Annotated in this window: 24 protein-coding genes; 12 read left to right on the forward strand and 12 right to left on the reverse strand. The window is 28.6% G+C overall.

The features are described 5' to 3' along the window. Position 1: 1 nt before the first annotated feature. The 5 genes from tsaE to polA are packed head-to-tail and all read right to left on the reverse strand — an operon-like array spanning position 2 to position 6845. Entirely contained in the window at positions 2-454 is a 453-nt protein-coding gene (gene tsaE, locus ACTTBK_RS05630) for a tRNA (adenosine(37)-N6)-threonylcarbamoyltransferase complex ATPase subunit type 1 TsaE (RefSeq protein WP_440619021.1), read from the reverse strand. Continuing rightward, entirely contained in the window at positions 438-1724 is a 1287-nt protein-coding gene (gene ahcY / locus ACTTBK_RS05635; RefSeq protein ID WP_440619022.1) for an adenosylhomocysteinase, read from the reverse strand. The genes tsaE and ahcY overlap by 17 nt, the downstream gene beginning before the upstream one ends. Positions 1725-1766: 42 nt before the next feature. Continuing rightward, a complete protein-coding gene (locus tag ACTTBK_RS05640; RefSeq protein ID WP_440619023.1) occupies positions 1767-3308 on the reverse strand; it encodes a sensor histidine kinase in 1542 nt (513 codons plus the stop codon). Continuing rightward, positions 3308-4015, reverse strand: coding sequence for a response regulator transcription factor (locus tag ACTTBK_RS05645; protein WP_262589856.1), 708 nt, complete (start codon positions 4013-4015; stop codon positions 3308-3310). Before ACTTBK_RS05645 ends, ACTTBK_RS05640 begins: the two co-directional genes overlap by 1 nt. 55 nt (positions 4016-4070) lie before the next feature. Beyond that, a complete protein-coding gene (polA, locus tag ACTTBK_RS05650; RefSeq protein WP_440619025.1) occupies positions 4071-6845 on the reverse strand; it encodes a DNA polymerase I in 2775 nt (924 codons plus the stop codon). A gap of 111 nt (positions 6846-6956) precedes the next feature. On the opposite strand from polA, the gene ACTTBK_RS05655 reads away from it, so the two are divergent. Continuing rightward, positions 6957-7508: a biotin transporter BioY gene (locus ACTTBK_RS05655; RefSeq protein ID WP_440619026.1), complete on the forward strand. Its 552-nt coding sequence runs from the start codon at positions 6957-6959 to the stop codon at positions 7506-7508. Here ACTTBK_RS05655 and ACTTBK_RS05660 read toward each other — a convergent pair. Further along, on the reverse strand, positions 7501-8064 hold the full coding sequence (locus tag ACTTBK_RS05660; protein WP_440619027.1) for an ActR/PrrA/RegA family redox response regulator transcription factor: 564 nt from the start codon (positions 8062-8064) through the stop codon (positions 7501-7503). The genes ACTTBK_RS05655 and ACTTBK_RS05660 overlap by 8 nt on opposite strands. Positions 8065-8228: 164 nt before the next feature. On the opposite strand from ACTTBK_RS05660, the gene ACTTBK_RS05665 reads away from it, so the two are divergent. The 3 genes from ACTTBK_RS05665 to speB are packed head-to-tail and all read left to right on the forward strand — an operon-like array spanning position 8229 to position 11334. After that, complete coding sequence (locus ACTTBK_RS05665) at positions 8229-9413, forward strand: type III PLP-dependent enzyme (protein ID WP_440619028.1); 1185 nt, start codon at positions 8229-8231, stop codon at positions 9411-9413. Beyond that, positions 9413-10456 (forward strand): 1,9-bis(guanidino)-5-aza-nonane synthase, encoded by a 1044-nt coding sequence (locus tag ACTTBK_RS05670; RefSeq protein ID WP_440619029.1) that lies wholly within the window; start codon positions 9413-9415, stop codon positions 10454-10456. The genes ACTTBK_RS05665 and ACTTBK_RS05670 overlap by 1 nt, the downstream gene beginning before the upstream one ends. A gap of 2 nt (positions 10457-10458) precedes the next feature. Further along, a complete protein-coding gene (gene speB / locus ACTTBK_RS05675) occupies positions 10459-11334 on the forward strand; it encodes an agmatinase (RefSeq protein WP_440619030.1) in 876 nt (291 codons plus the stop codon). Here the strand turns inward: speB and ACTTBK_RS05680 are convergent. The 4 genes from ACTTBK_RS05680 to ACTTBK_RS05695 are packed head-to-tail and all read right to left on the reverse strand — an operon-like array spanning position 11331 to position 14863. Then, the gene (locus ACTTBK_RS05680) at positions 11331-11885 is read right to left on the reverse strand and encodes a queuosine precursor transporter (RefSeq protein ID WP_440619031.1); all 555 of its coding nucleotides are present in this window, start codon (positions 11883-11885) and stop codon (positions 11331-11333) included. The two genes, speB and ACTTBK_RS05680, sit on opposite strands and share 4 nt — an antisense overlap. Then, on the reverse strand, positions 11885-12196 hold the full coding sequence (gene rpmB / locus ACTTBK_RS05685) for a 50S ribosomal protein L28 (protein WP_075506505.1): 312 nt from the start codon (positions 12194-12196) through the stop codon (positions 11885-11887). The genes ACTTBK_RS05680 and rpmB overlap by 1 nt, the downstream gene beginning before the upstream one ends. Positions 12197-12248: 52 nt before the next feature. Continuing rightward, entirely contained in the window at positions 12249-13301 is a 1053-nt protein-coding gene (locus ACTTBK_RS05690) for a quinone-dependent dihydroorotate dehydrogenase (RefSeq protein WP_440619032.1), read from the reverse strand. Next, on the reverse strand, positions 13301-14863 hold the full coding sequence (locus tag ACTTBK_RS05695) for a lysine--tRNA ligase (RefSeq protein ID WP_440619034.1): 1563 nt from the start codon (positions 14861-14863) through the stop codon (positions 13301-13303). The genes ACTTBK_RS05690 and ACTTBK_RS05695 overlap by 1 nt, the downstream gene beginning before the upstream one ends. An 87-nt stretch (positions 14864-14950) precedes the next feature. On the opposite strand from ACTTBK_RS05695, the gene ACTTBK_RS05700 reads away from it, so the two are divergent. Genes ACTTBK_RS05700 through ACTTBK_RS05710 form a run of 3 tightly spaced genes read left to right on the forward strand, consistent with a single transcriptional unit; the run spans position 14951 to position 18502 of the window. Next, entirely contained in the window at positions 14951-16390 is a 1440-nt protein-coding gene (locus ACTTBK_RS05700; RefSeq protein ID WP_440619035.1) for a TrkH family potassium uptake protein, read from the forward strand. Positions 16391-16392: 2 nt separating this feature from the next. Beyond that, positions 16393-17769, forward strand: coding sequence for an AmpG family muropeptide MFS transporter (locus ACTTBK_RS05705; protein ID WP_440619037.1), 1377 nt, complete (start codon positions 16393-16395; stop codon positions 17767-17769). Continuing rightward, positions 17759-18502: a C40 family peptidase gene (locus ACTTBK_RS05710; protein ID WP_440619038.1), complete on the forward strand. Its 744-nt coding sequence runs from the start codon at positions 17759-17761 to the stop codon at positions 18500-18502. Before ACTTBK_RS05705 ends, ACTTBK_RS05710 begins: the two co-directional genes overlap by 11 nt. Here the strand turns inward: ACTTBK_RS05710 and ACTTBK_RS05715 are convergent. Continuing rightward, a complete protein-coding gene (locus tag ACTTBK_RS05715) occupies positions 18499-19395 on the reverse strand; it encodes a prephenate dehydrogenase (RefSeq protein ID WP_440619039.1) in 897 nt (298 codons plus the stop codon). The genes ACTTBK_RS05710 and ACTTBK_RS05715 overlap by 4 nt on opposite strands. Beyond that, positions 19396-20478: a histidinol-phosphate transaminase gene (hisC, locus tag ACTTBK_RS05720; RefSeq protein WP_440619040.1), complete on the reverse strand. Its 1083-nt coding sequence runs from the start codon at positions 20476-20478 to the stop codon at positions 19396-19398. A gap of 192 nt (positions 20479-20670) precedes the next feature. On the opposite strand from hisC, the gene metX reads away from it, so the two are divergent. The 5 genes from metX (at position 20671) to rpmA (ending at position 23841) form a co-directional block, all read left to right on the forward strand. Beyond that, a complete protein-coding gene (metX, locus tag ACTTBK_RS05725) occupies positions 20671-21801 on the forward strand; it encodes a homoserine O-acetyltransferase MetX (RefSeq protein ID WP_440619041.1) in 1131 nt (376 codons plus the stop codon). Then, a complete protein-coding gene (gene metW, locus ACTTBK_RS05730; protein WP_440619042.1) occupies positions 21791-22387 on the forward strand; it encodes a methionine biosynthesis protein MetW in 597 nt (198 codons plus the stop codon). Before metX ends, metW begins: the two co-directional genes overlap by 11 nt. After that, complete coding sequence (gene gloB, locus ACTTBK_RS05735; protein WP_440619044.1) at positions 22388-23107, forward strand: hydroxyacylglutathione hydrolase; 720 nt, start codon at positions 22388-22390, stop codon at positions 23105-23107. A gap of 66 nt (positions 23108-23173) precedes the next feature. Further along, positions 23174-23572, forward strand: coding sequence for a 50S ribosomal protein L21 (gene rplU, locus ACTTBK_RS05740; RefSeq protein ID WP_440619045.1), 399 nt, complete (start codon positions 23174-23176; stop codon positions 23570-23572). A gap of 14 nt (positions 23573-23586) precedes the next feature. Further along, positions 23587-23841 (forward strand): 50S ribosomal protein L27, encoded by a 255-nt coding sequence (gene rpmA / locus ACTTBK_RS05745; RefSeq protein WP_075506491.1) that lies wholly within the window; start codon positions 23587-23589, stop codon positions 23839-23841. Positions 23842-23843 lie beyond the last annotated feature (2 nt).

Genomic DNA, 23843 nt, shown 5'->3' on the forward strand with positions numbered 1-23843 from the left:
CTTAATCAATGCCTGTGATTTCAACACTTCTATTATTTAGCTCATTTTCATAGTTAAATCTTAATACAATAACTTTTTCCTGAATATCTCTAACTAACTCCGGCCACTCAACAAAAGTAATTAAATTATTATCTTTTTCAAATATGTTTAGATCATTAGTATCTCTTTTATTTTTAATCCTGAATAAATCGTAATGTTTTATTTTCTTGTGACCTACTTGATATTCATTTAATAAATTAAATGTTGGACTTGAAACTTCTGTAATTGGAAAATCTAAACTTTTTTGAAATTCATTAATCAAATATTTTATAAATGTAGTTTTGCCCACACCCATTTCACCGTATAAAAATATAATCTCTCCACCTTGCAAAAAATTTTTAAAACTTTCTGCTAAAACTTTTGTTGTTTCTTCTGAACTTATATCGATCTTGCTATTTTTAATAGCGATAGGCATCTGGTTTGAATGGGCCTTCTGTTCCAACACTTATGTAATCTGCTTGTTCTTTTGATAATTTTGTTAATTTAGCCCCAACTTTTTTCAAATGTAATGTTGCTACTTTTTCATCTAAGTGCTTGGGTAAAACATAAACTTTATTTTCATAATTTTTATGATTATGCCAAAGTTCTATTTGGGCAATTACTTGATTTGTAAAAGATGCGCTCATTACAAAACTTGGGTGTCCTGTTGCACAACCTAAATTAACTAATCTTCCCTCGGCTAAAAGGATAATTCTTTTTCCACTTGGCAATTCAATTTCATGTACTTGGGGCTTAACTTCTGTCCATTTATAATTTTTTAATGCCTCAACTTGAATTTCATTGTCGAAATGTCCAATATTGCATAAGATTGCTCTATCTTTCATATCTCTCATGTGATCAGCTGTAACTATATCTTTATTTCCAGTTGCTGTAACAACTATGTCTGCTCTACTAATAGCTTCTTCCATTAAAACTACTTCATAACCTTCCATTGCTGCCTGAAGAGCACAAATAGGATCTGCTTCGGTAACAAGAACTCTAGCACCACTTTGTCTTAAAGATGCGGCACTTCCTTTTCCAACGTCACCAAAACCAGCAACTATTGCAATTTTACCCGACATCATAACATCAGTAGCTCTTCTGATACCGTCAACTAAACTTTCTCTACATCCATATAAATTATCAAATTTAGATTTCGTTACAGAGTCATTAACGTTTATTGCAGGAACTAACAGAGAATTATCTTTCTCCATTTTATTTAATGCTTTAATTCCAGTTGTTGTCTCCTCAGAAACACCTTTTATATCCTTCATTAAATCTTTGTATTCATTGTGCATGATAGCAGTTAAATCTCCCCCATCATCTAATAACATGTTGGGTTTCCAATCAGGTTTTCCAACTATTGTTTGTTTAATACACCATAAATACTCTTCTTCCGTTTCACCTTTCCATGCATAAACAGGAATTCCAGCTTTCGCTATTGCTGCTGCAGCATGGTCTTGTGTAGAAAATATATTGCAAGATGACCATCTTACTTCTGCTCCAAGATCTACTAATGTCTCAATTAGTACTGCTGTTTGGATAGTCATATGGAGACATCCAATAATTCTAGCGCCTTTTAAGGGCTTTTCTTTTGAATATTCTTCTCTTAATGCCATTAAACCAGGCATTTCACTTTCTGCGATAGAAATTTCTTTTCTTCCAAAATCAGCTTGGGAAATATCTTTTACTTTAAAATCATCCATAGCGAGCTTTATACATTTAAGTTCTATTTTATCAACTAAAGATTACAAACTAGGAAATTGTATTTCTATCAATGCTCCTTGCTTATCGACCCTATTGGATGCCTCAATTTTTCCATCATGAAGTTGGACTAAATTTTTTACAATATTCAGACCTAATCCTGAATGCTCACCAAAATTTTCTGGTCTATTACTGTAAAAACGGTTAAAAATTTTTGAAGTATCTTTCTCTTTAAATCCCTGTCCTTCATCTAAAATTTTAACTGTAACTTTTTTTTCTAATCCATTTGAAACGTTTACAGTTACCTCGCTACCATCGTCACTAAATGAAATAGAATTATCCAATAAATTTGCAACGATTTGTTCAATCCTATTTTCAATTCCATTAATTAGATACTCTGACTTTCCATCGTTTTGATAGTTTATACTGATATTTTTTTTGAATTTATAAATGTTATTATAATCATCAACAACAGATTGGATAATTGGTTGTATATCTAATTTTTTCATTTGCTCTTTACTAAGAGCAACTTCATCTTTCAACATTTGTGAATAATCTGTGATTAATCTTTCAATTCTTTGTACATCGTGGGTAAGAATATCTAAAAGCTTATTCTGTTGATTTATATCTTTTGTATCTTTTAAAATTTCTGATGCACTTTTTAAAGATGCTAGAGGATTTCTTATTTCATGCACTAAGTCTGTTGAGAAATTTTCTGCATGAGAAATTCGTTTTTGTAATTCATTAGTCATATCCTCCATAGAATTAGATAATAATCCTAATTCGTCATTTCTATTCTTCAAATTTTCAATTCCTGTTTTACCAGGATTTTTTTCTTTTACTCTGATTGTGTATCCAACTAAATTTTGAATTGGTTTAATAAAATATCTACTAAGTACAAAAGAAAAAATTAAAATTACAAAACCAACTGATATTGCTGTTCTAATTACAAATGCTCTTCTCTCGTCTATAGCTGTCTTAATTTCATTGGCGTTCTCAGAGATAACTATAAAACCTAAATCATTTTCATCACTTTTTACATTTTTTACTGTTGTAACTTTAAATTGATTTAAATTATCTTCTGTAAAAGTATAATAATTTCCATAGTTATCTGAATTGTTATATCTTTCTAATAAATCTTTAAATGAAGCTTTTGTTTCATTATTTTGGGAAGAATTATTTTCTTTGTTTTCATCTTCCTTGACTTCATCACTCAAACTTTCAAATTCAATTTTATCTAATCGTGATGAAAAAGATCGTGGATCAAGATCTAAAGTATCAGTATCACCAATTAATTCTAATTCTTTGTCAAAGAAAATAACTCTGTCTAAATTTTGAAAAATAAATCTTGTAGAAAATAAAAATTTTCTAATATCATTTTCCTGAAATTTTATATTCAATCTTTTAATATTATCAGTCGTATTATTAATAATATTAATATGATCTTCAGATTTTTTTTTTAATAAACTTGGTTCAATATTCGTAAGATAAGTAAGTGTAAATAAACCAATAATTGTAAATATTACAAAGTTTATAAAAAGAAATTTTTTAAGTATAGAAAGTGTCTTTAAGTATTTACTAAACATCAGCTAACATTCCATCTATATCCACTACCATATCTAGTTTCAATAGCTGAAAAATCAGGATCTACTTTTTTGAATTTTTTTCTTATTCTTTTCACGTGACTATCAATAGTTCTATCTTCAATATCCGTATCTTCTCTGTAAGCAATGTCCATTAGTTGGGCTCTTTCTTTGATGATCCCAGGCCTTTTTGCCAATTCTTTAACAATCAAAAACTCAGTAGTTGTTAATTTATCTGGTAACTGTTTGCCATTCCACTCACATTCAAGCTGAGATGGGTCAAGTTTTAATCTACCATGTGAAATTAAGCTTTTATTTTCTTCTAATGAATTGTTTGAATCTTTTTTTCTTAATTGAACTCTTATTCTTTCAATCAAAACTTTAATTGAAAATCCTCCAGATTTTTTTACAAAATCATCTGCACCTAATTTTAATCCAAGTAACTCATCAATTTCATCATCCTTAGATGTTAAAAATATTACAGGCAGAGAAGTTTTTTTTCGTAATTTTTTTAATAATTCTTCTCCATCCATTTTTGGCATTTTAATATCAATGACTGCTAAGTCAGGTGGCATTCTAGTAAGACCGATTAATGCACTCTCTCCATCAATATATGTTTGAACTTTGAAACCCTCTTTTTCTAAAGCAATACTAAGACTAGTTAGTATGTTTCTGTCATCATCAATTAAAGCTATAGTTTGTGTTTGCATTTTTATGTTTTATATAAAAATATTAAATTGTTCTAAATTAGGCAATCAAATATAATTAGTGAAGCATTCCCCAATTATCACCAACATTTACATCAACTGTTAAAGGGGTAGAAAAGGAATGATAATCACTTTGAGTAACACTGGTCATCTCATTCTGTATTAACTTGACCATTGCCTTCTCCTCTTTTTTTGGGACTTCAAAAATAAGCTCGTCGTGTATTTGAAGAAGTATTTTTGATTTCAAATTTTTTTCTTCATTTAATTTTTTGTGTAATCTGATCATTGCTAACCTCATAACTTCAGATGCTGACCCTTGTATTGGAGCATTAATTGCTGCTCTCTCTTGAAAATTTCTCACATTAAAATTTTTATCATTTATTCCATTAAAATGAGATCTTCTTCCGAATATGTTATTTACATAGCCACTTTTTCTACAAAACTTAATTGTGCTATCCATATAAACTTTAATTTCGGGAAATTTAGCAAAATAAGCATTAAGAAATTCTTCTGCTTCATAATTAGAAACATTTATTTGTTTGGCTAAACCATACTGAGAAATTCCATAAATTATTCCAAAGTTAATTGCTTTAGCCTTCCTTCTGTGGTCTTGATTTACCTTTTTGATATCAATATTAAATATTTGGCTAGCTGTTAATGAGTGAATATCCTCGTTATTTTTAAAAGCTTTTTTAAGTTCTTTAACATCTGCAAGATCTGCTAAAATTCTCATCTCAATTTGATTGTAATCGGCAGATATCAATAAATGATCTTTTTTAGCCTTAAACGCTTTTCTTATATCTTTTCCATCTTCAGATTTAATTGGAATATTTTGCAGATTTGGATCACTTGAAGCTAATCTGCCTGTTGTTGTTGCTGCCAATAAAAAAGATGTGTGAACCCTCTTTGTATTTGGATTAATATGCTCTGGCAAAGCGTCGGAGTAAGTATTTTTTAATTTTGAAACCTGTCTCCAATCTAATACTAATTTTGGAAATTCATGACCTTTGAAGGCTAAATCTTCTAAAACACTTGCACTTGTTGCAAAACTTCCCTTTTTTGTTTTTTTTGTCCCTGCAATCTTAAGATCATTATAAATAATTTCTCCTAATTGTTTTGGTGAAGCAATGTTAAATTCTTTCTTTGAAATCTTGAAAACTTCTTTTTCAATTTTTTTAATTTTCTTATCAAATTTAGAGGAAAGGGAATTTAAAAATTTACTATCTACTTCAACACCTTCGATTTCCATAAATGCGAGTATTTTAATTAGTGGTTTTTCAAAAATCTCATAGATATTAAATAATCTTTCAGATTTTAAACTTTTGACAAATTTTTTATATAACCTGAAGGTAACGTCTGCATCTTCTGCTGCGTAATTTTTTGCTGTTTCTAATTCTACTTCACTAAAATTTATTTCTTTTTTGCCTGTACCAACAATTTCTTTAAATGAAATTGTTTTATGTCCAAGATGGATATCCGAAAGGGTGTCCATGTTATGTCTGTTCTTTCCAGCATCCAAAACATAGGACATAAGCATGGTATCTTCCATTGATGAAAGTGAAATGCCAAGTTTGTAGAGAACTATAAAATCAAATTTAATATTTTGACCAATTTTTTTAACACTTGGGTCCTCTAATAAATTTTTTAATTTATTAATAATGCTATCTCTATTTAAACAATCATTAGATTTATGACCAACTGGGATGTAACAAGCTTTTCCAATTTTTGAACAAAGTGAAATTCCAACTAAATCAGCCTGATGGGGGTCCAACGAACTTGTCTCTGTATCGACTGCAACTTCCCCTGCTTCCTCAGCTTCTTCAATCCACTCATCAATTTCATTAATATCTGTAATTAGATGATAATCTTTATTGCTTATTGGTTTTTGTTTTTCTGTAGATTTTAAATTATTCTCAGATCCAGATAACTTTGGTTCCCCATAAGCTGAAATTGCAGAACTTAACAATCTATTAAATTCCATTTCTCTTAAAAATTTATAAAGTTTATCTTTATCAACCTCTTTGAGTTTAAATTCTGTTAAGTTTTTATTTACTGGAGACTTATTATCTAGAGTTACAAGTTTTTTACTAATTAAAGCTTTTTCTTTATTCTCCATTAAAGTTTCTCTTCTTTTGTTCTGTTTAATTTCATGGGCAGAGTCTAATAATTTTTCTAGAGTGCCATACTTATTAATTAATTCTGCGGCTGTTTTCACTCCTATTCCTGGAACACCAGGTACGTTGTCACTACTATCGCCTGCTAAAGATTGAACATCTATAACTTTTGAAGCATCAACACCAAACTTTTTAATCACATCGTCCTCTGTGATAAATTTATTTTTCATGGGATCAAAAATTCGAACGCCTTTTTTATAAAGCTGCATTAAATCTTTATCGGATGAAACGATTGTAACTTTAGCTCCTTTTTTAAGAATTTGATCAACATATGTGGCTATTAAATCGTCAGCTTCATAGTTTGGTAAATCCACAGAAGGTAAATTAAATGCTAAAACTGATTTTCTAATATATTCAAATTGAGGTGCCAAATCATCAGGGGCTTCTGATCGATTTGCTTTATAATCACTATAAATTTCATTTCTAAAGGTCTTTCTGGCTGAGTCAAAAATTACTGCAAAATGAGTTGGTTTTTGTAAATTTTGATCAGATTTTGAATCCTCTAATAATTTAAACAACATGCTACAAAATCCACTAACAGCACCTGTAGGTAGCCCATCACTTTTTCTAGTTAATGGTGGTAAGGCATAATAAGCTCTAAAAATATAACCAGAGCCATCAATTAAATAAAAATGATCTGTTTTTTGTATTTTATTCATGAGGATTAACAAATATTACATTGCTAACAATTTCTGTATATAAAAAAATAAAATTAAATCTTAAGGTTAATATAGCTAGATTATTTTTTATATTTTGAGTATTATTTTAATATGGAACTTACAAAAAACTTAACACAAACAAAAATCATAAAATCTTTATTAGCAGTAATTCTAGGTTCAATTGCTTTAACTATTTCTGCAAAAATTAAGATTCCATTTTATCCAGTTCCAATGACAATGCAGACATTTGTTGTGTTATTTTTAGGTGTAAGCTTAGGTTATAAAATTGGTTTAGCTTCTGTAGGTTTGTATTTGTTAGAGGGTATTGCAGGATTACCAGTATTTTCAAACTCCCCAGAAAAAGGAGTTGGTATAGTCTATTTTACTGGTCCAACGATGGGATATTTAATTGGTTTTTTAACTGCTTGTTATTTAGCATCAAAAATTAATACAAAAGATAGTTTAATAAATATTTTAACTAAATTAGTTATTGCAACCTCTACGATTTATATCTTGGGTTTAATATGGCTAGGTACTTTGATTGGTTGGGATAAACCAATATTCTCACTAGGTGCAAAACCTTTTTTATTAGCAGAATTATTTAAAATTATTATTTTAGCTTTAGTTACTAAACAAATAATTAAAATTAGAAATATTATCTAGGAGATCTTTTAGATAGAATTCTTTGAAGAGTTCTTCTATGCATCTTCAATCTTCGAGCTGTTTCGGAAACATTCCTATTACATAATTCAAATACTCTATGAATATGTTCCCATTTAACTCTATCAGCTGACATTGGATTTTCTGGTGGTGCTGCTTTTTTAGCTGGATCTGCCAACAATGCTTTTTCTACATCTTCTGCATCTGCTGGTTTTGCTAAGTAGTCAATTGCACCTTCTTTAATTGCTGCAACTGCTGTGGGAATATTTCCATAACCAGTTAGCATTATAATTCGGCTATCATTATTTGAAGATTGAATTTCCTTAACAACCTCAAGACCATTTCCGTCTCCAAGTCTTAAGTCTACGACTGCAAAACCTGGTTTTTTATTTTTAACAGACTCAATACCTTTTTTTACACTCTCAGCTTGAAAAACTTCAAAGCCCTTTTTTTCCATTGCTCTTGCAAGTCTTTCTCTAAAAGGATTATCGTCATCTGCAATTAGAAGCGATTTATTTTCAAAATCACTTAAATTTTGCAATTTGGCTTCGTTTTTCATAACTCACATATGGGGTCTAAATCAAATATTACAATACATGAAAAATACGCATATCAGGCTTGAATTATTTACTTTACATTGCCTACGTTTACTTTATATGCCTCAAATTATTAAAGTTTATTAAAAACTTTTTTTTATTAAATTTTTTTTTGGAGGCATATGAAATGCAAAAATTTAAGTCAGTTGAAGAACTTATAAATCAGCTGAAACCTGAAAAGCCTGTTTATTGTATTAGGAAGAAATCCATAGAGACTTCGGTTAAATTTTTCTTAGATAAATTCCCTGGAAAAATATTATATGCAGTCAAAACAAACCCACATCCTGAAGTTATTCAAACTATTTTAAATAATGGTGTAAACCAATTTGATGTTGCCTCGATAGAGGAAATTAAGGCCATAAGAAAAATAACTCAAAATGCAAAATGTTCTTACATGCATACAGTAAAAAGTAGAGAAAGTATAAAAGAGGCCTATTTTAATTATGGTGTAAAAACCTTCTCATTAGATACAAAAGAAGAGTTAATTAAAATTATTGAAAGCACAAATAATGCAAAAGATTTAGAATTATTTGTAAGAGTTGCTGTTTCAAATGAGCATGCTGAAATTGATTTATCTAAAAAATTTGGAGCACTAACATCTGAAGCTGTGGGATTGCTAAGATTAGTAAAACAATATGCAAAAAAAATTGGATTAAGTTTCCATGTTGGATCACAGTGTATGCACCCAATTTCATACGCCAAAGGTATAAATGAGATTGGGAATATAATTAAAAAAACAAAAATAATACCTGATACAATAAATGTTGGTGGTGGATTTCCAACAATTTATCCAGATTTAATTCCTCAATCACTAGATGAATACTTCAATGAAATTAAAAAAAGTTTATCTAATTTAAAATTAGAAAAGTTGCCAGAGATAATTTGTGAACCAGGAAGAGCATTGGTTGCAGAAAGTGGTTCAACAATTGTTAAAGTTAATTTAAGAAAAAAACAAAAACTTTATATAAACGATGGAACATATGGAACCTTATTTGATGCAGGGACACCTAACATAGTTTATCCATCTAAAATGATTAAAGAAAATTCAAATAAAATAATCTCAAAAAAAATGACTGCTTTTGATTTCTTTGGTCCTACTTGCGATAGCATGGATTATATGAAAGGACCTTTTGTATTACCAAATAATATTAAGGAAAATGATTACATAGAACTTGGTCAACTTGGAGCATATGGATTAACTTTTAGAACACAATTCAATGGTTACTATTCAGATGAAATTTATGAAGTTGAAGATAAACCAATAATGTCAATGTATGAAAAAGACGTTAATAGCGCTCATATGGTTGCTTAATGTCAGACCAAAAAAATCCAGGACATAACAGTAAAAGAGATTTTTTAAAAAATCCTGTCGAACATATAGATATTACTTCATTTGACTCTAGAACAATTATTTCTTCAATGGAGAAAATGTCATTTGTATCTAGAGAAACTGCAAATGCAGCGAACATTTACAACGAAATGCTTAAAGATAAGGAATGTACAATTTTTCTTACTTTAGCAGGATCAACATCTGCAGCAGGATGTATGAATATTTATAAAGATCTTGTTAAATACAATATGGTTGATGCAATTGTAGCAACAGGGGCATCAATTGTAGATATGGATTTTTTTGAAGCTCTTGGATTTAAACATTATCAGGGATCTCAATTTCAAGATGATACTGAATTAAGAGACAACTATATTGATAGAATTTACGACACTTATATCGATGAAGAAGAGCTTCAAATGTGTGATAAAATTATTTGTGAAATTGCAGATACTTTAGAACCAAGAAGTTATACTTCTAGAGAATTTATTTTAGAAATGGGAAAATATTTAAAAAAAAATTCAAAAAAGAAAGATTCTTTAATTGAAACAGCATACGATAATGATGTTCCAATTTTTTGTCCAGCTTTCACAGACTCAAGCGCAGGCTTTGGTCTTGTAATGCATCAAGAAAAAAATCCAAAAAAACATATGACTATAGACTCAGTTAGAGAATTTAGAGAACTAACTGAAATTAAAATCAAATCAAAAGGTTCTGGTTTATTTATGATTGGTGGAGGAGTTCCTAAAAATTTTATTCAAGATACTGTTATTTGTGCTGAGCTTCTTGGTAAAAATGTAGATATGCATAAGTATGCTGTACAAATTACAGTTGCTGATAGTAGAGATGGTGCATGTAGTAGTTCTACTTTAAAAGAAGCAAGTTCTTGGGGTAAAGTGGATATCACTAAAGAACAAATGGTATTTGCTGAAGCAACAAGTGTATTGCCATTAATAGCTAGCGATGCTTACCACAAAGGTGAGTGGAAAAATAGAGAACGAAAAAACTTCTCAAAATTATTTATATAAAATTGAAATATTTATCAAACAAACATGGTTTCTTAGGAATTGATAATACATTCAACTTCAAAGAAAAAGTAGTAGTCGTTCCATTTGGACTTGAAAAAACAGTTAGTTATGGTGGTGGAACAAAAAATGGACCAAAAGAAATTATCAAAGCTTCTCACCAAGTTGAACTTTATGATGAGGAACTAAATTGTGAACCTTACAAAAAAATAGGTATCAAGACATTAAAACCATTTAAAATTGATAAAAATATCAAAGTAGCTTTAAATAAAATTTCTAAAATCAATGGGGAAATTTTAGATAAAAAACTATTTCCAATGACTTTTGGTGGTGAACATTCAATTACACCAGGATGCATTGTTCCTTTTACAAAGAAATATAAAAATATTTGTCTTTTACATTTTGATGCGCACGCAGATTTACGTGAAAGTTATAATGGTGAAAAATTTTCACATGCATCGGCAATAAGAAGGTGTTTAGATTATAAAAATGTGTCTTTAATTTCTTTTGGAGTTAGAAATATATCAGAAAGTGAGATTCCATTTTTGAAAAAAAATTCAAATAGAATAGATATCTTCTGGGCAAAAGATAAAAAAAAATGGAATTTAAATAAATTTAAAAAATTAATAAAAAATAAGACTGTTTACTTAACGTTTGATGTAGATGGATTAGATTCAAGTATTATGCCTGCTACCGGAACACCTGAACCAGGTGGATTGTTGTGGGACGAGACATTAGAGATAATTAGAATTGCAGCAAAAAATTCAAATATAGTTGGAGCTGACATTAATGAACTTTCTCCAATTAAAGGATTTAACTCCTATAATTTTCTTGTTGCTAAATTAGCTTATAAAATTTTGTCTTATAAATTTTTGTATTAGACTTTAATTGGCTTAAATATTTTTAATAACATTCTAAATGGTATTAACATTATCAGTGCTACCAATAACTTAACACCTAAATCACCTAAGGACAAAGTTACCCAAGGAACTCCTGTTCCATAAAATGATATTGAGAAAAATAAAAAAGTATCAATAGTTGAACCAATTAATGATGAAGTTAGAGGTGCAACAAACCACTGTTTTTTTCTTAAACGATCAAATATTTGAATATCTAGCAATTGGGCTGTAAGGAAAGCAATTCCAGATCCAACTGCAATTCTTATAGAAATTAAATCTTCGATGTTTGTTGAGAAAAATAGAGTAAAAATAATTCCTATAAAAAAACCAAAATAAACTATTTTTCTCGCAATTATTTTTCCATAAGATCTATTTGCTAAATCAGTTATCAAAAAAGCTACAGGATAACTAAAAGCTCCATAAGTAAGAATTTCATTTAATCCATAATAATTTATTGGAAATTGAACAAGATAGTTTGAGGATAAAACAACCACACCCATCATTAAAGATAGGCTGATAAAAAATTTATTCATTAAGCAGATTTAGCTACTGGCTTTTTTTTATATGGTGATTTTAATAAAATAACTTTTTTAAGTTTTTTTAATCTTGGTGATATATTTTTATTTTTTACTGTTTTTAAAAATTCGTCAAAACTTCCTTTTTTATCAACTGATCTTACTCCTGAATTACTAACTGTTAGTTTTAAACTTCTTCCAGCAAGCTCACTTGTAAATTTTACTTTTTTTAAATTGGGTAAAAATCTTCTTTTAGTCTTATTGTTAGCATGACTAACATTATGACCCTTCATAGGAATTTTACCAGTTAGTTCGCATTTTTTTGACATAATTTCAGTGCCTATATAAGGGGAGATATTAAGGGCGTCAAGTTTATTAAAATTAAGAAAGAGTTTTATTTCCAACGATTTCTGAAATATTTTTCACTCCATCTCTAAGAAGTAATTCTTTTAGCTCTTTTTTAATGTTTGCAGCAATGTTGGGTCCCTGAAATACCATACCGGTATATAGCTGAATATAATCTGCCCCTGACAAAAATTTATCATGTGCAGACTTCCCAGAGTCAATACCTCCCACCCCAATTATTTTAATTCTACCATTTAACAATTTAAAGAATTGATTAATAAGTAAATTTGATTTTTGTTCAATTGGCTTTCCTGACAAGCCTCCTTTTTGGTGTCTTTGAATGTTTTTTAAATCATCTCTAGTACTTTCTGATGTATTTGAAATAATTATTGCAGATATATCATTTTCTAAAAGAATCTCTGATATTAATTCTATTTGCTTTAAATCAATATCTGGAGAAATTTTAACTACGATTGGAATATTTATTTTCAGTTCATTTTTTTTATCTTTGATTGATTTTAATAATTCATTTAATTTATTTTCATCATGAAAATTTCTTAAATTTTCAGTATTCGGAGAAGAAATATTAATTGTAATATAATCAGCAACTTCATAAAATTTTTCTAATCCAATTAAATAATCATTTAATCGATTATCAGAGTCTTTATTTGGTCCAACATTTACTCCTAGTATTCCATTTTTTTTATTTGATTTTATTCTATTTAAAATAGTTTCAGATCCTTGATTGTTGAATCCCAATCTATTAATTAACGCTTGATCTTCAACTAATCTAAATACTCTTGGCTTTTCGTTACCATATTGTTTTAAAGGAGTAATGGTTCCAACTTCAACAAAACCAAATCCTAATTTAAACAAAGGATTGTAAACTTCTGCATTTTTGTCAAAACCAGCAGCTATTCCTATTGGATTGCTTAAATCTTTGCCAAATATTTGTGTTCTAAAAATAGGATCATTTTTATTTTCATCAAATACATTTGATACTAAATTAAATTTTAAAGATTGAATTGCTAGAGTATGCGCTTTTTCTGGATCTAATTTGAAAATTAAAGATCTTAAATTTGAATACATTATTTGAGTTTACTCATTATAAGGTCTTTTGTTTCATTAACACCAAAAAAACTTATAAAAAATCCCATTCTTGGTCCATTTTCATCACCAAAAACCACCTCATAAATAAGTTTAAACCAATCTCTTAAATTTTCAGCATAACCATTTTCTTTTCCAGTAGAATAAATCAAAGTTTGAATTTCCTCTGGTGACATCTGATCATTGCATTTTGCTAAAGTTGAAATTAAAGCTTCAAGAGCTTTTTTTTCATCTTCAGAAGGTGTTTTGTATTTTTTTTGAGACTTAATTACATCATTAAAATATTTAATTGCGTAACCTACTAATCCATCAAAAATAGGAAAATTAGTTTCTTGAATATTGGGTTTGTATTTTTTTACAAATTTCCATAATAAATCTTTACTATCTGCATAACTTGTTTCGACTAAATTTAATAACATTGAAAAACTCATAATCATGTCTTCTTTTGGAATGCTCCCATTGTGGACATGCCATACTGGATTCATTACTAATTGCTGCTCAGTCTGTTTTTTAGATTTTTCAATGTTATCCAAATATTCATCTACTGCTTTTGGAACTATTTCTTTATAAAGTTTTTTAGCTCTTTTTGGATTTTGATACATATATAGAGATAAACTTTCTGGTGAAGCATACTTCAACCATTGATCAATAGTTATTCCATTACCTTTAGATTTTGAAATTTTCTCACCTTTTTCATCTAAAAAAAGTTCATATGCAAATCCTGATGGATTCTTTTTACCTAACAAATTAATGATTTTTGTAGATAAAATTGCACTTTCAATCAAATCCTTACCATACATTTCAAAATCAACATCTAAAGCAAACCATCTCATTGCCCAATCTACTTTCCATTGTAATTTACAATTCCCGTCTAAGATACTGCTCTCTAATTTTTTACCTTTATTATCGAATATTATTTTAGAATTAGACTGATCAATTTCTATAACAGGTATCTCCAAAACATGACCTGTGTCAGGACATACTGGTAAAAAAGGACTGTATGTTTTTTGTCTTTCTTTCCCAAGTGTTGGTAAAATAATATTCATTATTCCTTCATAATTTTCTAAAATGATTTTCAAAGTAGGATTAAAAAAACCTGCCTTGTACAAAGATGTGGAACTTTTAAAATTATATTTAAAATTAAAACTGTTTAAAAAATCCTTTAGCATTTCATTATTATGTTCTCCAAAACTATTAAATTTTTGGAAAGGATCAGGTACTTGCGTTAAAGGTTTGTGAAGGTTTTGTTGCAACAATTCTTGGTTAGGAACATTATCTGGAACTTTTCTTAAGCCATCCATGTCATCTGAAAATGTAATAATTTCTGTTGGTAAATCTGTGAGTTGATTAAGTGCATTAACCATCATTGAAGTTCGTGCAACTTCTCCGAAAGTTCCTATATGAGGTAATCCACTTGGACCATATCCTGTTTGGAGAGTAATCTTACCTTTTTTTTCAATAAAAGCTTTTCTTTCACGAAGCATTTTTTTAGCTTCAACAAAAGGCCAAGCACTTGTCTTTTCTAGGACATCTTTTTTAATCATGAATTGCTCTTTTTAACCTTAAACTAGTGATTATATTAATTCTTATAGAGTTGAAATTTATTTACCATAAAATATTGTTCTTTCAAAATGTCTAATTACAAAACTGTTTTTTTTACACTTGGAATTCTGCAAATAATATTGGGTGTATCAATGTTCATCCCAATTATAGTACAATTCTTTTACTCAGAGATAGACTCATCTTTCTTTGGCTCATCTATTGTAACCATAATCTTTGGAACTTTATTTTTTTTATCAAATTTAGATCACGATAAAAAACTTAATCTACAACAAGCTTTCTTATTAACTGCCCTATCTTGGATTAGTATTGCAGTATTTGGATCTTTACCGTTTATATTCTCTAGTATTGAACTTTCAATTACAGACTCTTTTTTTGAAAGTATGTCAGGAATTACTACAACTGGATCTACAATAATCTCAGATTTAGAGAACGCACCAAAGGGTCTTCTTTTATGGAGAGCTATTTTACAATGGCTAGGTGGAATTGGAATAATTGTAATGGCAATTACTTTAATGCCTATAATGAATGTTGGAGGTATGCAATTATTTAAAATTTCAAGCAATGACTCTTCAGAAAAAATACTCCCTAAATCAAAAGAAATAGCACTTAGATTAATTTATATTTACTCAGGATTAACAGGCCTTTGTGCAATCACTTATTGGATATTTGGTATGAGTAAATTTGACAGTTTAACCCACTCAATGACTACAATCGCTACTGGAGGATTTTCTAATTACAACGAGTCAATTGGACACTTTAATAGTTTGTCAATTGAAGTTTCATCAATGTTTTTTATTATATTGGGAAGTATTCCTTTTATTGCTTACATTAAATTTATAAGCGGTAACAAAAAAATTTTTTTAAATGATATTCAAATCAAGACTTTTTTAAAAATTATAATATTCACTGTTATTATTTTATCTATTTACTTATTATTTTCTAACCAAGAAAACTTTAGTTTAAGATCAATATTTTTTAATACTATATCAATCCTGAGTGGTACTGGTTATGTAAATGCAGAATTTGATAAATGGGGTAGTTTTCCTATAACCCTGTTTCTTGCACTGATGTTTATAGGTGGATGCGCAGGATCTACAGCTTGTGGTGTAAAAATATTTAGAATTCAAATTCTTTATCTATTTATTCTAAACCAATTAAAAAAAATAATTTATCCTAAAGGAGTATTTGTAATTAAGTATGATCAAAGTGCAGTTGATGAAAAGTTTATAGCTTCAATTATTTCATTTATTTATTTTTATATCGTAATATTTTTTACTCTTACTACATTGTTATCGTTAACTGGTTTAGATTTTATTACAGCTATCTCGGGTGCCGCTACATCTATTTCAAATGTTGGGCCTGGTCTTGGTCCAATAATTGGACCAAATGGAGATTTTTCTTCATTACCAGATCTTTCTAAATGGATTTTAACAGTTGGTATGATTTTGGGTAGACTTGAATTATTTGCAATATTAGTATTATTTTTACCGTCATTTTGGAAAAATTAATTATGTCAGAAATAAAAAAAATATCCTGGTTAGAATCCATCACAGTTTACAAAGATATCCGAATGCTAAGAATATTATTACTTGGTGCAATCAGTGGATTTCCATGGGTCTTGATTGCTAGTAGTTTAAGTCTCTGGTTAAAAGAAGAAGGATTAAGTAGATCTACCATTGGGTGGGCAGGACTTATTTTTGGAGTGTATGCTTTTAATTATCTTTGGGCACCAATTATAGATAGAATTCAAATTCCTTTCCTAACTAAAAAATTAGGTCACCGAAGAGGTTGGATTGTTTTAATGCAATTGGTAATTCTATTAAGTTTACTAGTTTGGAGTATTATAAATCCTACAGAAAATTTAGCGTTGATAATTACAGTTGGATTAATCATCGCTATAGCATCAGCAACTCAAGACATAACAGTAGATGCATTAAGAATTGAACAAATTAATGAAAATGAGGGAAAATCAATGGCAGCAGGTGCTGCAATGGCTGTAGTTGGTTGGTGGACAGGTTACAAATTAGGTGGTGTAGTTGCTTTATTTACTGCGGAATTCTTTGAAAATATTGGCATCCAAGATTACTGGCAAGCAACTTTTTTAATATTAGGTGTTCTAATTATTTTAATGAATATTGCCCTGATGTTTGTTCATGAACCAGTAGAAACTGACAGACAATCAAAGCAAAAGGAAACTGATAATCTAATTAAAGATAAACTAGGATCTAACAATATTATTACAACTTTTGTTGCTTATATAACCGGAACAATTGGTGGGCCCATTATTAGCTTCTTTAAAAAAAATGGTTTTGCTATAGCTGCAGGAATTTTAGGATTTGTCTTTTTATTTAAAATTGGAGAAGCATTCATGGGTAGAATGTCGATTGTATTTTATAAAGAAATAGGCTTTTCAAAAGGACAAATAGCAATCTATTCAAAAGGATTAGGTTGGATCACAACTGTCGTATTTACTTTAATTGGTGGCTTAATGGCCATGAGGGCTGGAACTATAAAAACTATGTTCTTTGCGGGAGGTTTAATGGCGGTTACAAATCTGTTATTTGCTGTCTTAGCATGGACTGGTAAATCTGAACTATTATTTGCATTAGCAGTTATTGCTGACGATATTACTGCAGCTTTTGCAACTGTTGCATTTGTAGCATTTATATCTTTACTGGTTGATCGAACATATACAGCAACACAATACGCATTACTTGCATCTATAGGGACTGCTGGGAGAACAACTTTAGCATCATCATCAGGAGCTTTGGTAGATTGGTTAAACGGAGATTGGGGAACATTTTTTGTCTTAACAACTATTATGGTAATTCCTTCACTAATATGTCTATGGATGATAAAAAATAAAATTAAAATTAGTGCGCAATAAATTTCATTTTACAGGTAGTTTTTCTAATATTTATAAAAAACCTTCTAAATTTTCAGAAGTAACCTCGCAAATATTATATGGAGAGAAATTTAAAATTTTATATAAAAATAAAAACTGGATAAAAATAAAATCTAACTTTGACAATTATACTGGGTACATTCAAAACAAAGACTATTCAAAAGAATTTAAAGCTAATTATAAAATAAGTAGCTTAAAAGCAAATGTCTATAAAAAACCAAATTTAAAAACTAATATTTATCTATCTCTTGGATCAAAGTTGTCAGTTAAAGAAACTTATAAAAATTATGCCAGAATTGATAAAAATAAATGGATTAAAAAAAAAGATATAAAAAAAATAAATTATAAAGAAAAAAACTTCATTAAAATTTTTAAAAAATTTTTAAATGTAAAATATATCTGGGGTGGAAAAAATCACAGGGGAATAGATTGCTCAGCCTTATTACAAATATTTTACTATTATAATAATAAGTTTTTTCCTCGGGATACTAAAGATCAAATCAAATATTTAAAAGGAAACATAAAAAGAAATTATCAAAAGGGAGATATCATTTTTTGGAAAGGGCATGTCGCAATGTGTTTAAATTCCAAACAATTAATACATGCATATGGACCTGAAAAGAAAGTATTGATCATGCCTATAATTAAGACAATTAGAAGAATTGAAAATACAGCAAAACTTAAAGTTAAAAAAATAGCTAAAATTAAAATTTAGCTTCTTCCAAAATCTGGCTTATTAATATCTTGTTTGAGTTTGATTATTTTTGATCTGACTTTTTTAGTTTCAATAAGTTTGTTAATAATAGATTTATTATTTTTTGAATTAATATCAGATTTAAATGATTTTAAATTTTTAATAAATAGATCAATAGCATTTGAAATATTTTTATTGTTGTTGAAAAAAATATCTCGCCACATAATCTCATTAGAAGCTGCTATTCTTGAAAAATCTCTTAGTCCTCCTGCACTATATTTGATTAAATCATAGCTTTGTTTTTTCTCAAAATCTTGAGCTGACTTAACTAAATTATATGCAATTAAGTGAGGCAAATGACTAGTTATTGAAAAAATTTTGTCATGTTTTTCTGGTGACATGATTGTTACTTTTGATCCAATCTTCTCCCAAAATTTTTTCAGAAAATTTAAATTTTTTTTAATTGTATTTTTTTCTTTAATTAAAATACACCATCTACCCTCGAACATGTTGCTCTTTCCGTGCTGTGGTCCACTTACTTCAGAACCAGCAATTGGGTGACTGGAAGTCCATGCAATTCCTTTTTTTAAAAATTTTTTTATTATTTTTGATGATTCAATTTTTGAAGAACCAACATCAGTAATTAATGTGTTAGGAGAAATATAATTATTTATTTTCATAATAATATTTTTGTATTCACTCATAGGTGTACAAAAAATAATAAAATTAGATTTTGTTACAGCTTCTTTTAATGAACTAACTACTGTTCCAGGTAATTTAAGATTTTTAATTCTTGATATATTCTTTTTTGACTTTTCATAAATATATACCTTATCTGCTAATTTATTTTTGTGTATAGATCTTAAAACTGAAGATCCAAGTAAACCACAACCTATGATTAAAATATTTTTCATTTAATTAAAAATCTTTCTCACTGCATTCATGAATATTAAATTTTCTCTAGATGAGCCAATAGTTAATCTCAATTTGTTTTTAATATGATAACCATCTTCAGTAGATCTTAATATAATTCCTTTATTTTTTAATTTTTGGTAAAGAAAATTTGCTGAATATTTACAGTCATCAAAATTTAATAGTAAAAAATTTGCCGATACAGCATTTGAAAAAATATTATATTTTTCGAGAAATTTTTTTAGTCTATTTGCATAATTTAAATTATGTCTAATTGATTTTTGAATGAATTGCTTATCCTTCAATGACTCTGCGGCCGCAACTTGAGCCAAACCATTTACATTAAAAGGTGGTTTAATTACATTTAACGCTCTAATTATTTGTTTCGATCCATATCCCCAGCCAATTCTTAATGAGGCCAAGCCAAACATTTTAGAAAATGTTCGTAATATAAATACGTTGTCTTTATTTTTAAATAATTCTAAACCAGAGCTGTAATCATCATTTTTCATATATTCTGAGTACGCGTCATCAATTACTAATAAAATATTTCTATTCAACTTTCTTCTAAGTTCTAATGTCTCTTTTTTAGTTAAATATGTTCCTGTTGGATTGTTTGGATTTGCAATAAAAACTATTTTGGTTTTCTTAGATACTTTTTTCAATATCTCTTCAATTGAAACTTTAAAATTATTTTCTTTTGCAAATACAACTTTTGCACCAACAATTTTTGCATAAATCCTGTACATTAAAAAACTATATTGAGGAACAATCACTTCATCCTTTGGATGTAGATATAATTGACATAACATTTGAATTACCTCGTCAGAACCTGCTCCACATATTATTTTATCGAAATTGCATTTATATGCTTTAGATATTGCCATTTTAAGATTAGTAGATTTTCCATCTGGATATTTATCTAATACTAAATTTTTTTGAGATATTGCTTTTTTTGCTAACGGGCTCATTCCTAAAGCAGACTCATTAGCTGACAATTTAATGACCTTTTTAATTTTGTTAATTTTAGATTTGCCAGGCTTATAAGCTTCTATGTTAAATTTTTTAAATTTAGGCGTGCTCATTTTTTTTATTTTTATGAGCTCTTTATAGATAAAAAAACAAATATTTATAGAGAATATGATCTTATTTTAAAAAATTGACATAAATTACAAGTTCTTGTACAAAATTTATGCGCTGATTTAACTGAATTGCGAGCGCTTAAAAAAAACCGCTAAAATAGTTTTTTTTCTCACAATTCATCTAAAGGCTTTAAAATGAATACAGAAAAAAATATTAAGACATTAATTATAAAAAAACCTCTTAAATTGGATTGTGGTAAAACTATAAACAATTTTCCAATTGCATTCGAAACTTATGGGTCTTTAAATGATAATAAAGACAATGCTATATTAGTATTTCATGCACTAACTGGAGATCAATTTGTAACTGGTTTAAATCCTGTTACTAAAAAAGACGGTTGGTGGAGTTTTGCCGTAGGTCCAGACAAAGCAATAGATACCAATAAATATTTTGTGATTTGTTCAAATGTAATTGGTGGATGTATGGGATCTTATGGACCAAGCCATAAAGATCCTGAAACACAGAAAACTTTTGGAACTGATTTTCCAGTTATTACAATTAATGACATGGTGAATGCACAATATAATTTACTTGAACACTTTGGAATTGATAAACTATTTGCAATTACCGGAGGTTCTATGGGAGGTATGCAAGTTCTTCAATTTATCACCAACTTTCCTGATAAAGCTAAAACGGTTATACCCATTGCTACAACTTCAAGTCATTCGGCACAGAATATTGCTTTCAATGAACTAGGAAGACAGGCAATCACTGCTGATAGCAATTGGAAAGATGGAAATTATGAAGCTAATAACACAAACCCAGGTAAAGGGCTTGCTGTTGCGAGAATGGCAGCTCATATAACTTATCTCTCTAAAAAAGGTTTGCAGGAAAAGTTTGGAAGAAAATTGCAAGAAAGAGAAGATTTGAAATTCGGTTTTGATGCGGATTTTCAAATTGAGAGTTATTTGAGATACCAAGGATCTGTGTTTGTAGATAGATTTGATGCAAACAGCTACCTCTACATAACTAGGGCTATGGATTATTTTGATTTAGTTAAACAATTTAATGGAAATTTATCTGATGCATTTAAAAATACAAAAGCTAAATTTTTTGTTATTTCTTTTACTTCTGATTGGCTTTATCCAACCCAAGAAAATAAAGATATTGTTATAGCTTTAAATTCTATTGGAGCAGATGTTGGTTTTGTAGAAATTGTATCTGATAAAGGTCACGACTCTTTTTTATTAGATGTTCCTGATTTTTTAAACGCACTAAAGAATTTCTTAGACAAATCTTATACAGAGTTAAACAATGAAAAATGAATTTAAAGTAATATCAGATTTAATTGAAGATAATAAAAAAGTTCTAGATGTAGGTTGTGCAGATGGAACTTTGATGCAATTTTTAAAAGAAAATAAAAATATAAATGTAAGAGGACTAGAAATTTCTAAGGAAAAAGTACAAGAATGTATTGCAAAAGGATTAACTGTAATAGAAGGTAATGCAGAGAAAGACTTAAAACAATTTCCTGATAAATCGTTTGACTATGTAGTATTGAGTCAAACACTCCAAGCATTTTTGAGCCCTGAACTTGTTTTAGATGAACTTTTAAGGGTTGGAAAAAAAGCAATTGTAACGATACCAAATTTTGGTAATTGGCAAGTTAGATTGCATCTACTATTTAAGGGGACAATGCCAATAACAAAATCTTTACCAGAACAATGGCACAGTACACCTAATTTGCATATGTGCACAATCAAAGATTTTGTAAATTTTATAAAATTTAAAGAAATTAAAATGATAAAAACTTTAGCTTTAAATAGCAACAACACTTCAAATATAACAACTAATAATTTAGGAACTAAAAATTTATTTGCTGACCTTGGAATATTTTTAATAGAAAAATAAATGAAAATTGAAATTATACCCTGCCTTCAAGATAATTATAGTTATTTAATTATAGATGAAGATAAACTGGAAGCTTGTGTTGTTGATCCAAGTGAAGCTAAACCAATAATCAATTACTTAAGCGATAAAAATATTAATTTAAAATACATCTTAAATACTCATCATCATTATGATCATATTGGTGGTAATACTGAATTAAAAAAAAAATTTGGAACTGTTGTTTTAGGATTTAATGGAGATGCAAAAAGAATACCAGAGATTGATATCTTGTTAAAAGACAATGAAATTTGGAATAGTGGAAATTTCAAAGCTAAAATTATTCACATCCCTGGACACACAACAGGACATATTTGTTTTTATTTTTTTGAAGAAAACTTACTATTCACCGGAGATACTCTCTTCTCACTTGGATGTGGTAGAATTTTTGAGGGTACATACGAACAAATGTATAACTCTTTAAATAAATTAAAATCTTTACCTAAAGAAACAAAAATCTATTGTGGCCATGAATATACTTTAAACAATTCAAAATTTTGCTTGGAACATGATTCTGAAAACTCTTCTTTGTTAAAGAAAATAGAATTTATAAAAAAACAAAGAAATAATAATTTGCCTACTATTCCATCAACCTTACAGGATGAAATTGATTGTAATATTTTTTTAAGAGCAAATGACCTAAAAACCTTTTCAAAATTAAGGGATTTAAAGGATAATTTTTAACTAATTCAGCTTGACTATAAGCTTCCGGTAACTATATTGCGGTTACTTAAATTTAATATTCATACTATGTCATACGCAGTAATAAAAACAGGTGGTAAACAGTACAAAGTTAAATCTGGTGAAATATTAAAAATCGAAAAACTCCCAGATTCAAAGCCTGAAACTAAAATAGAATTTAATGAAATCCTAGCATATGGAGATGATAAAAATATTGAGGTTGGAACTCCTAATATTGAAGGTGCTAAGGTAGAGGCAGATTTAATTAAAAATAGTAAAAATAGAACAATTCTAATTTTCAAAAAAAGAAGAAGACAAAATTCAAGAAGAAAAAATGGACACAGACAACAATTTTCTTTGATAAGAATTAACAAAATTTTTTCAAAAGATGGTAAAGTATTATCTGAAGCTGAAAAAATTAAACCAGCTTCCAAAAAAGAAGAGGTTAAGGAAGCTTCAAGTAAATAGTTATTAGGTAAATTATGGCAACAAAAAAAGCAGGTGGATCATCGAGAAATGGACGAGATAGTGCTGGTCGAAGACTTGGTGTTAAAAAATACGGTGGAGAAACTGTAATACCTGGAAATATAATTGTTAGACAAAGAGGAACAAAAATTTTTCCTGGCGAAAATGTTGGAATGGGAAAAGATCATTCAATTTTTTCTGTTATCAAAGGTAAAGTTGTATTCAAAAAATCTAAATTAGATAGAACTTACGTTTCAGTAAAACCCAATTAATA

It is taken from the genome of Candidatus Pelagibacter sp. HIMB1493, assembly GCF_052047995.1.
Classification (GTDB): Bacteria; Pseudomonadota; Alphaproteobacteria; order Pelagibacterales; family Pelagibacteraceae; genus Pelagibacter.

What these genes read in the sequence shown, in the direction of transcription:
- rpmB (WP_075506505.1), bottom strand. Translation starts at nt 12,196, where the DNA reads ATGTCAAAAAAATGCGAACTAACTGGTAAAATTCCTATGAAGGGTCAT.
- ACTTBK_RS05700 (WP_440619035.1), top strand. Translation starts at nt 14,951, where the DNA reads ATGTCTAATTACAAAACTGTTTTTTTTACACTTGGAATTCTGCAAATA.
- ACTTBK_RS05655 (WP_440619026.1), top strand. Translation starts at nt 6,957, where the DNA reads ATGGAACTTACAAAAAACTTAACACAAACAAAAATCATAAAATCTTTA.
- hisC (WP_440619040.1), bottom strand. Translation starts at nt 20,478, where the DNA reads ATGAGCACGCCTAAATTTAAAAAATTTAACATAGAAGCTTATAAGCCT.
- ACTTBK_RS05705 (WP_440619037.1), top strand. Translation starts at nt 16,393, where the DNA reads ATGTCAGAAATAAAAAAAATATCCTGGTTAGAATCCATCACAGTTTAC.
- ACTTBK_RS05690 (WP_440619032.1), bottom strand. Translation starts at nt 13,301, where the DNA reads ATGTATTCAAATTTAAGATCTTTAATTTTCAAATTAGATCCAGAAAAA.
- metW (WP_440619042.1), top strand. Translation starts at nt 21,791, where the DNA reads ATGAAAAATGAATTTAAAGTAATATCAGATTTAATTGAAGATAATAAA.
- ACTTBK_RS05680 (WP_440619031.1), bottom strand. Translation starts at nt 11,885, where the DNA reads ATGAATAAATTTTTTATCAGCCTATCTTTAATGATGGGTGTGGTTGTT.
- ACTTBK_RS05645 (WP_262589856.1), bottom strand. Translation starts at nt 4,015, where the DNA reads ATGCAAACACAAACTATAGCTTTAATTGATGATGACAGAAACATACTA.
- ACTTBK_RS05665 (WP_440619028.1), top strand. Translation starts at nt 8,229, where the DNA reads ATGCAAAAATTTAAGTCAGTTGAAGAACTTATAAATCAGCTGAAACCT.
- polA (WP_440619025.1), bottom strand. Translation starts at nt 6,845, where the DNA reads ATGAATAAAATACAAAAAACAGATCATTTTTATTTAATTGATGGCTCT.
- ahcY (WP_440619022.1), bottom strand. Translation starts at nt 1,724, where the DNA reads ATGGATGATTTTAAAGTAAAAGATATTTCCCAAGCTGATTTTGGAAGA.
- rpmA (WP_075506491.1), top strand. Translation starts at nt 23,587, where the DNA reads ATGGCAACAAAAAAAGCAGGTGGATCATCGAGAAATGGACGAGATAGT.
- tsaE (WP_440619021.1), bottom strand. Translation starts at nt 454, where the DNA reads ATGCCTATCGCTATTAAAAATAGCAAGATCGATATAAGTTCAGAAGAA.
- gloB (WP_440619044.1), top strand. Translation starts at nt 22,388, where the DNA reads ATGAAAATTGAAATTATACCCTGCCTTCAAGATAATTATAGTTATTTA.
- ACTTBK_RS05660 (WP_440619027.1), bottom strand. Translation starts at nt 8,064, where the DNA reads ATGAAAAACGAAGCCAAATTGCAAAATTTAAGTGATTTTGAAAATAAA.
- rplU (WP_440619045.1), top strand. Translation starts at nt 23,174, where the DNA reads ATGTCATACGCAGTAATAAAAACAGGTGGTAAACAGTACAAAGTTAAA.
- ACTTBK_RS05670 (WP_440619029.1), top strand. Translation starts at nt 9,413, where the DNA reads ATGTCAGACCAAAAAAATCCAGGACATAACAGTAAAAGAGATTTTTTA.
- ACTTBK_RS05695 (WP_440619034.1), bottom strand. Translation starts at nt 14,863, where the DNA reads ATGATTAAAAAAGATGTCCTAGAAAAGACAAGTGCTTGGCCTTTTGTT.
- metX (WP_440619041.1), top strand. Translation starts at nt 20,671, where the DNA reads ATGAATACAGAAAAAAATATTAAGACATTAATTATAAAAAAACCTCTT.
- ACTTBK_RS05640 (WP_440619023.1), bottom strand. Translation starts at nt 3,308, where the DNA reads ATGTTTAGTAAATACTTAAAGACACTTTCTATACTTAAAAAATTTCTT.
- ACTTBK_RS05715 (WP_440619039.1), bottom strand. Translation starts at nt 19,395, where the DNA reads ATGAAAAATATTTTAATCATAGGTTGTGGTTTACTTGGATCTTCAGTT.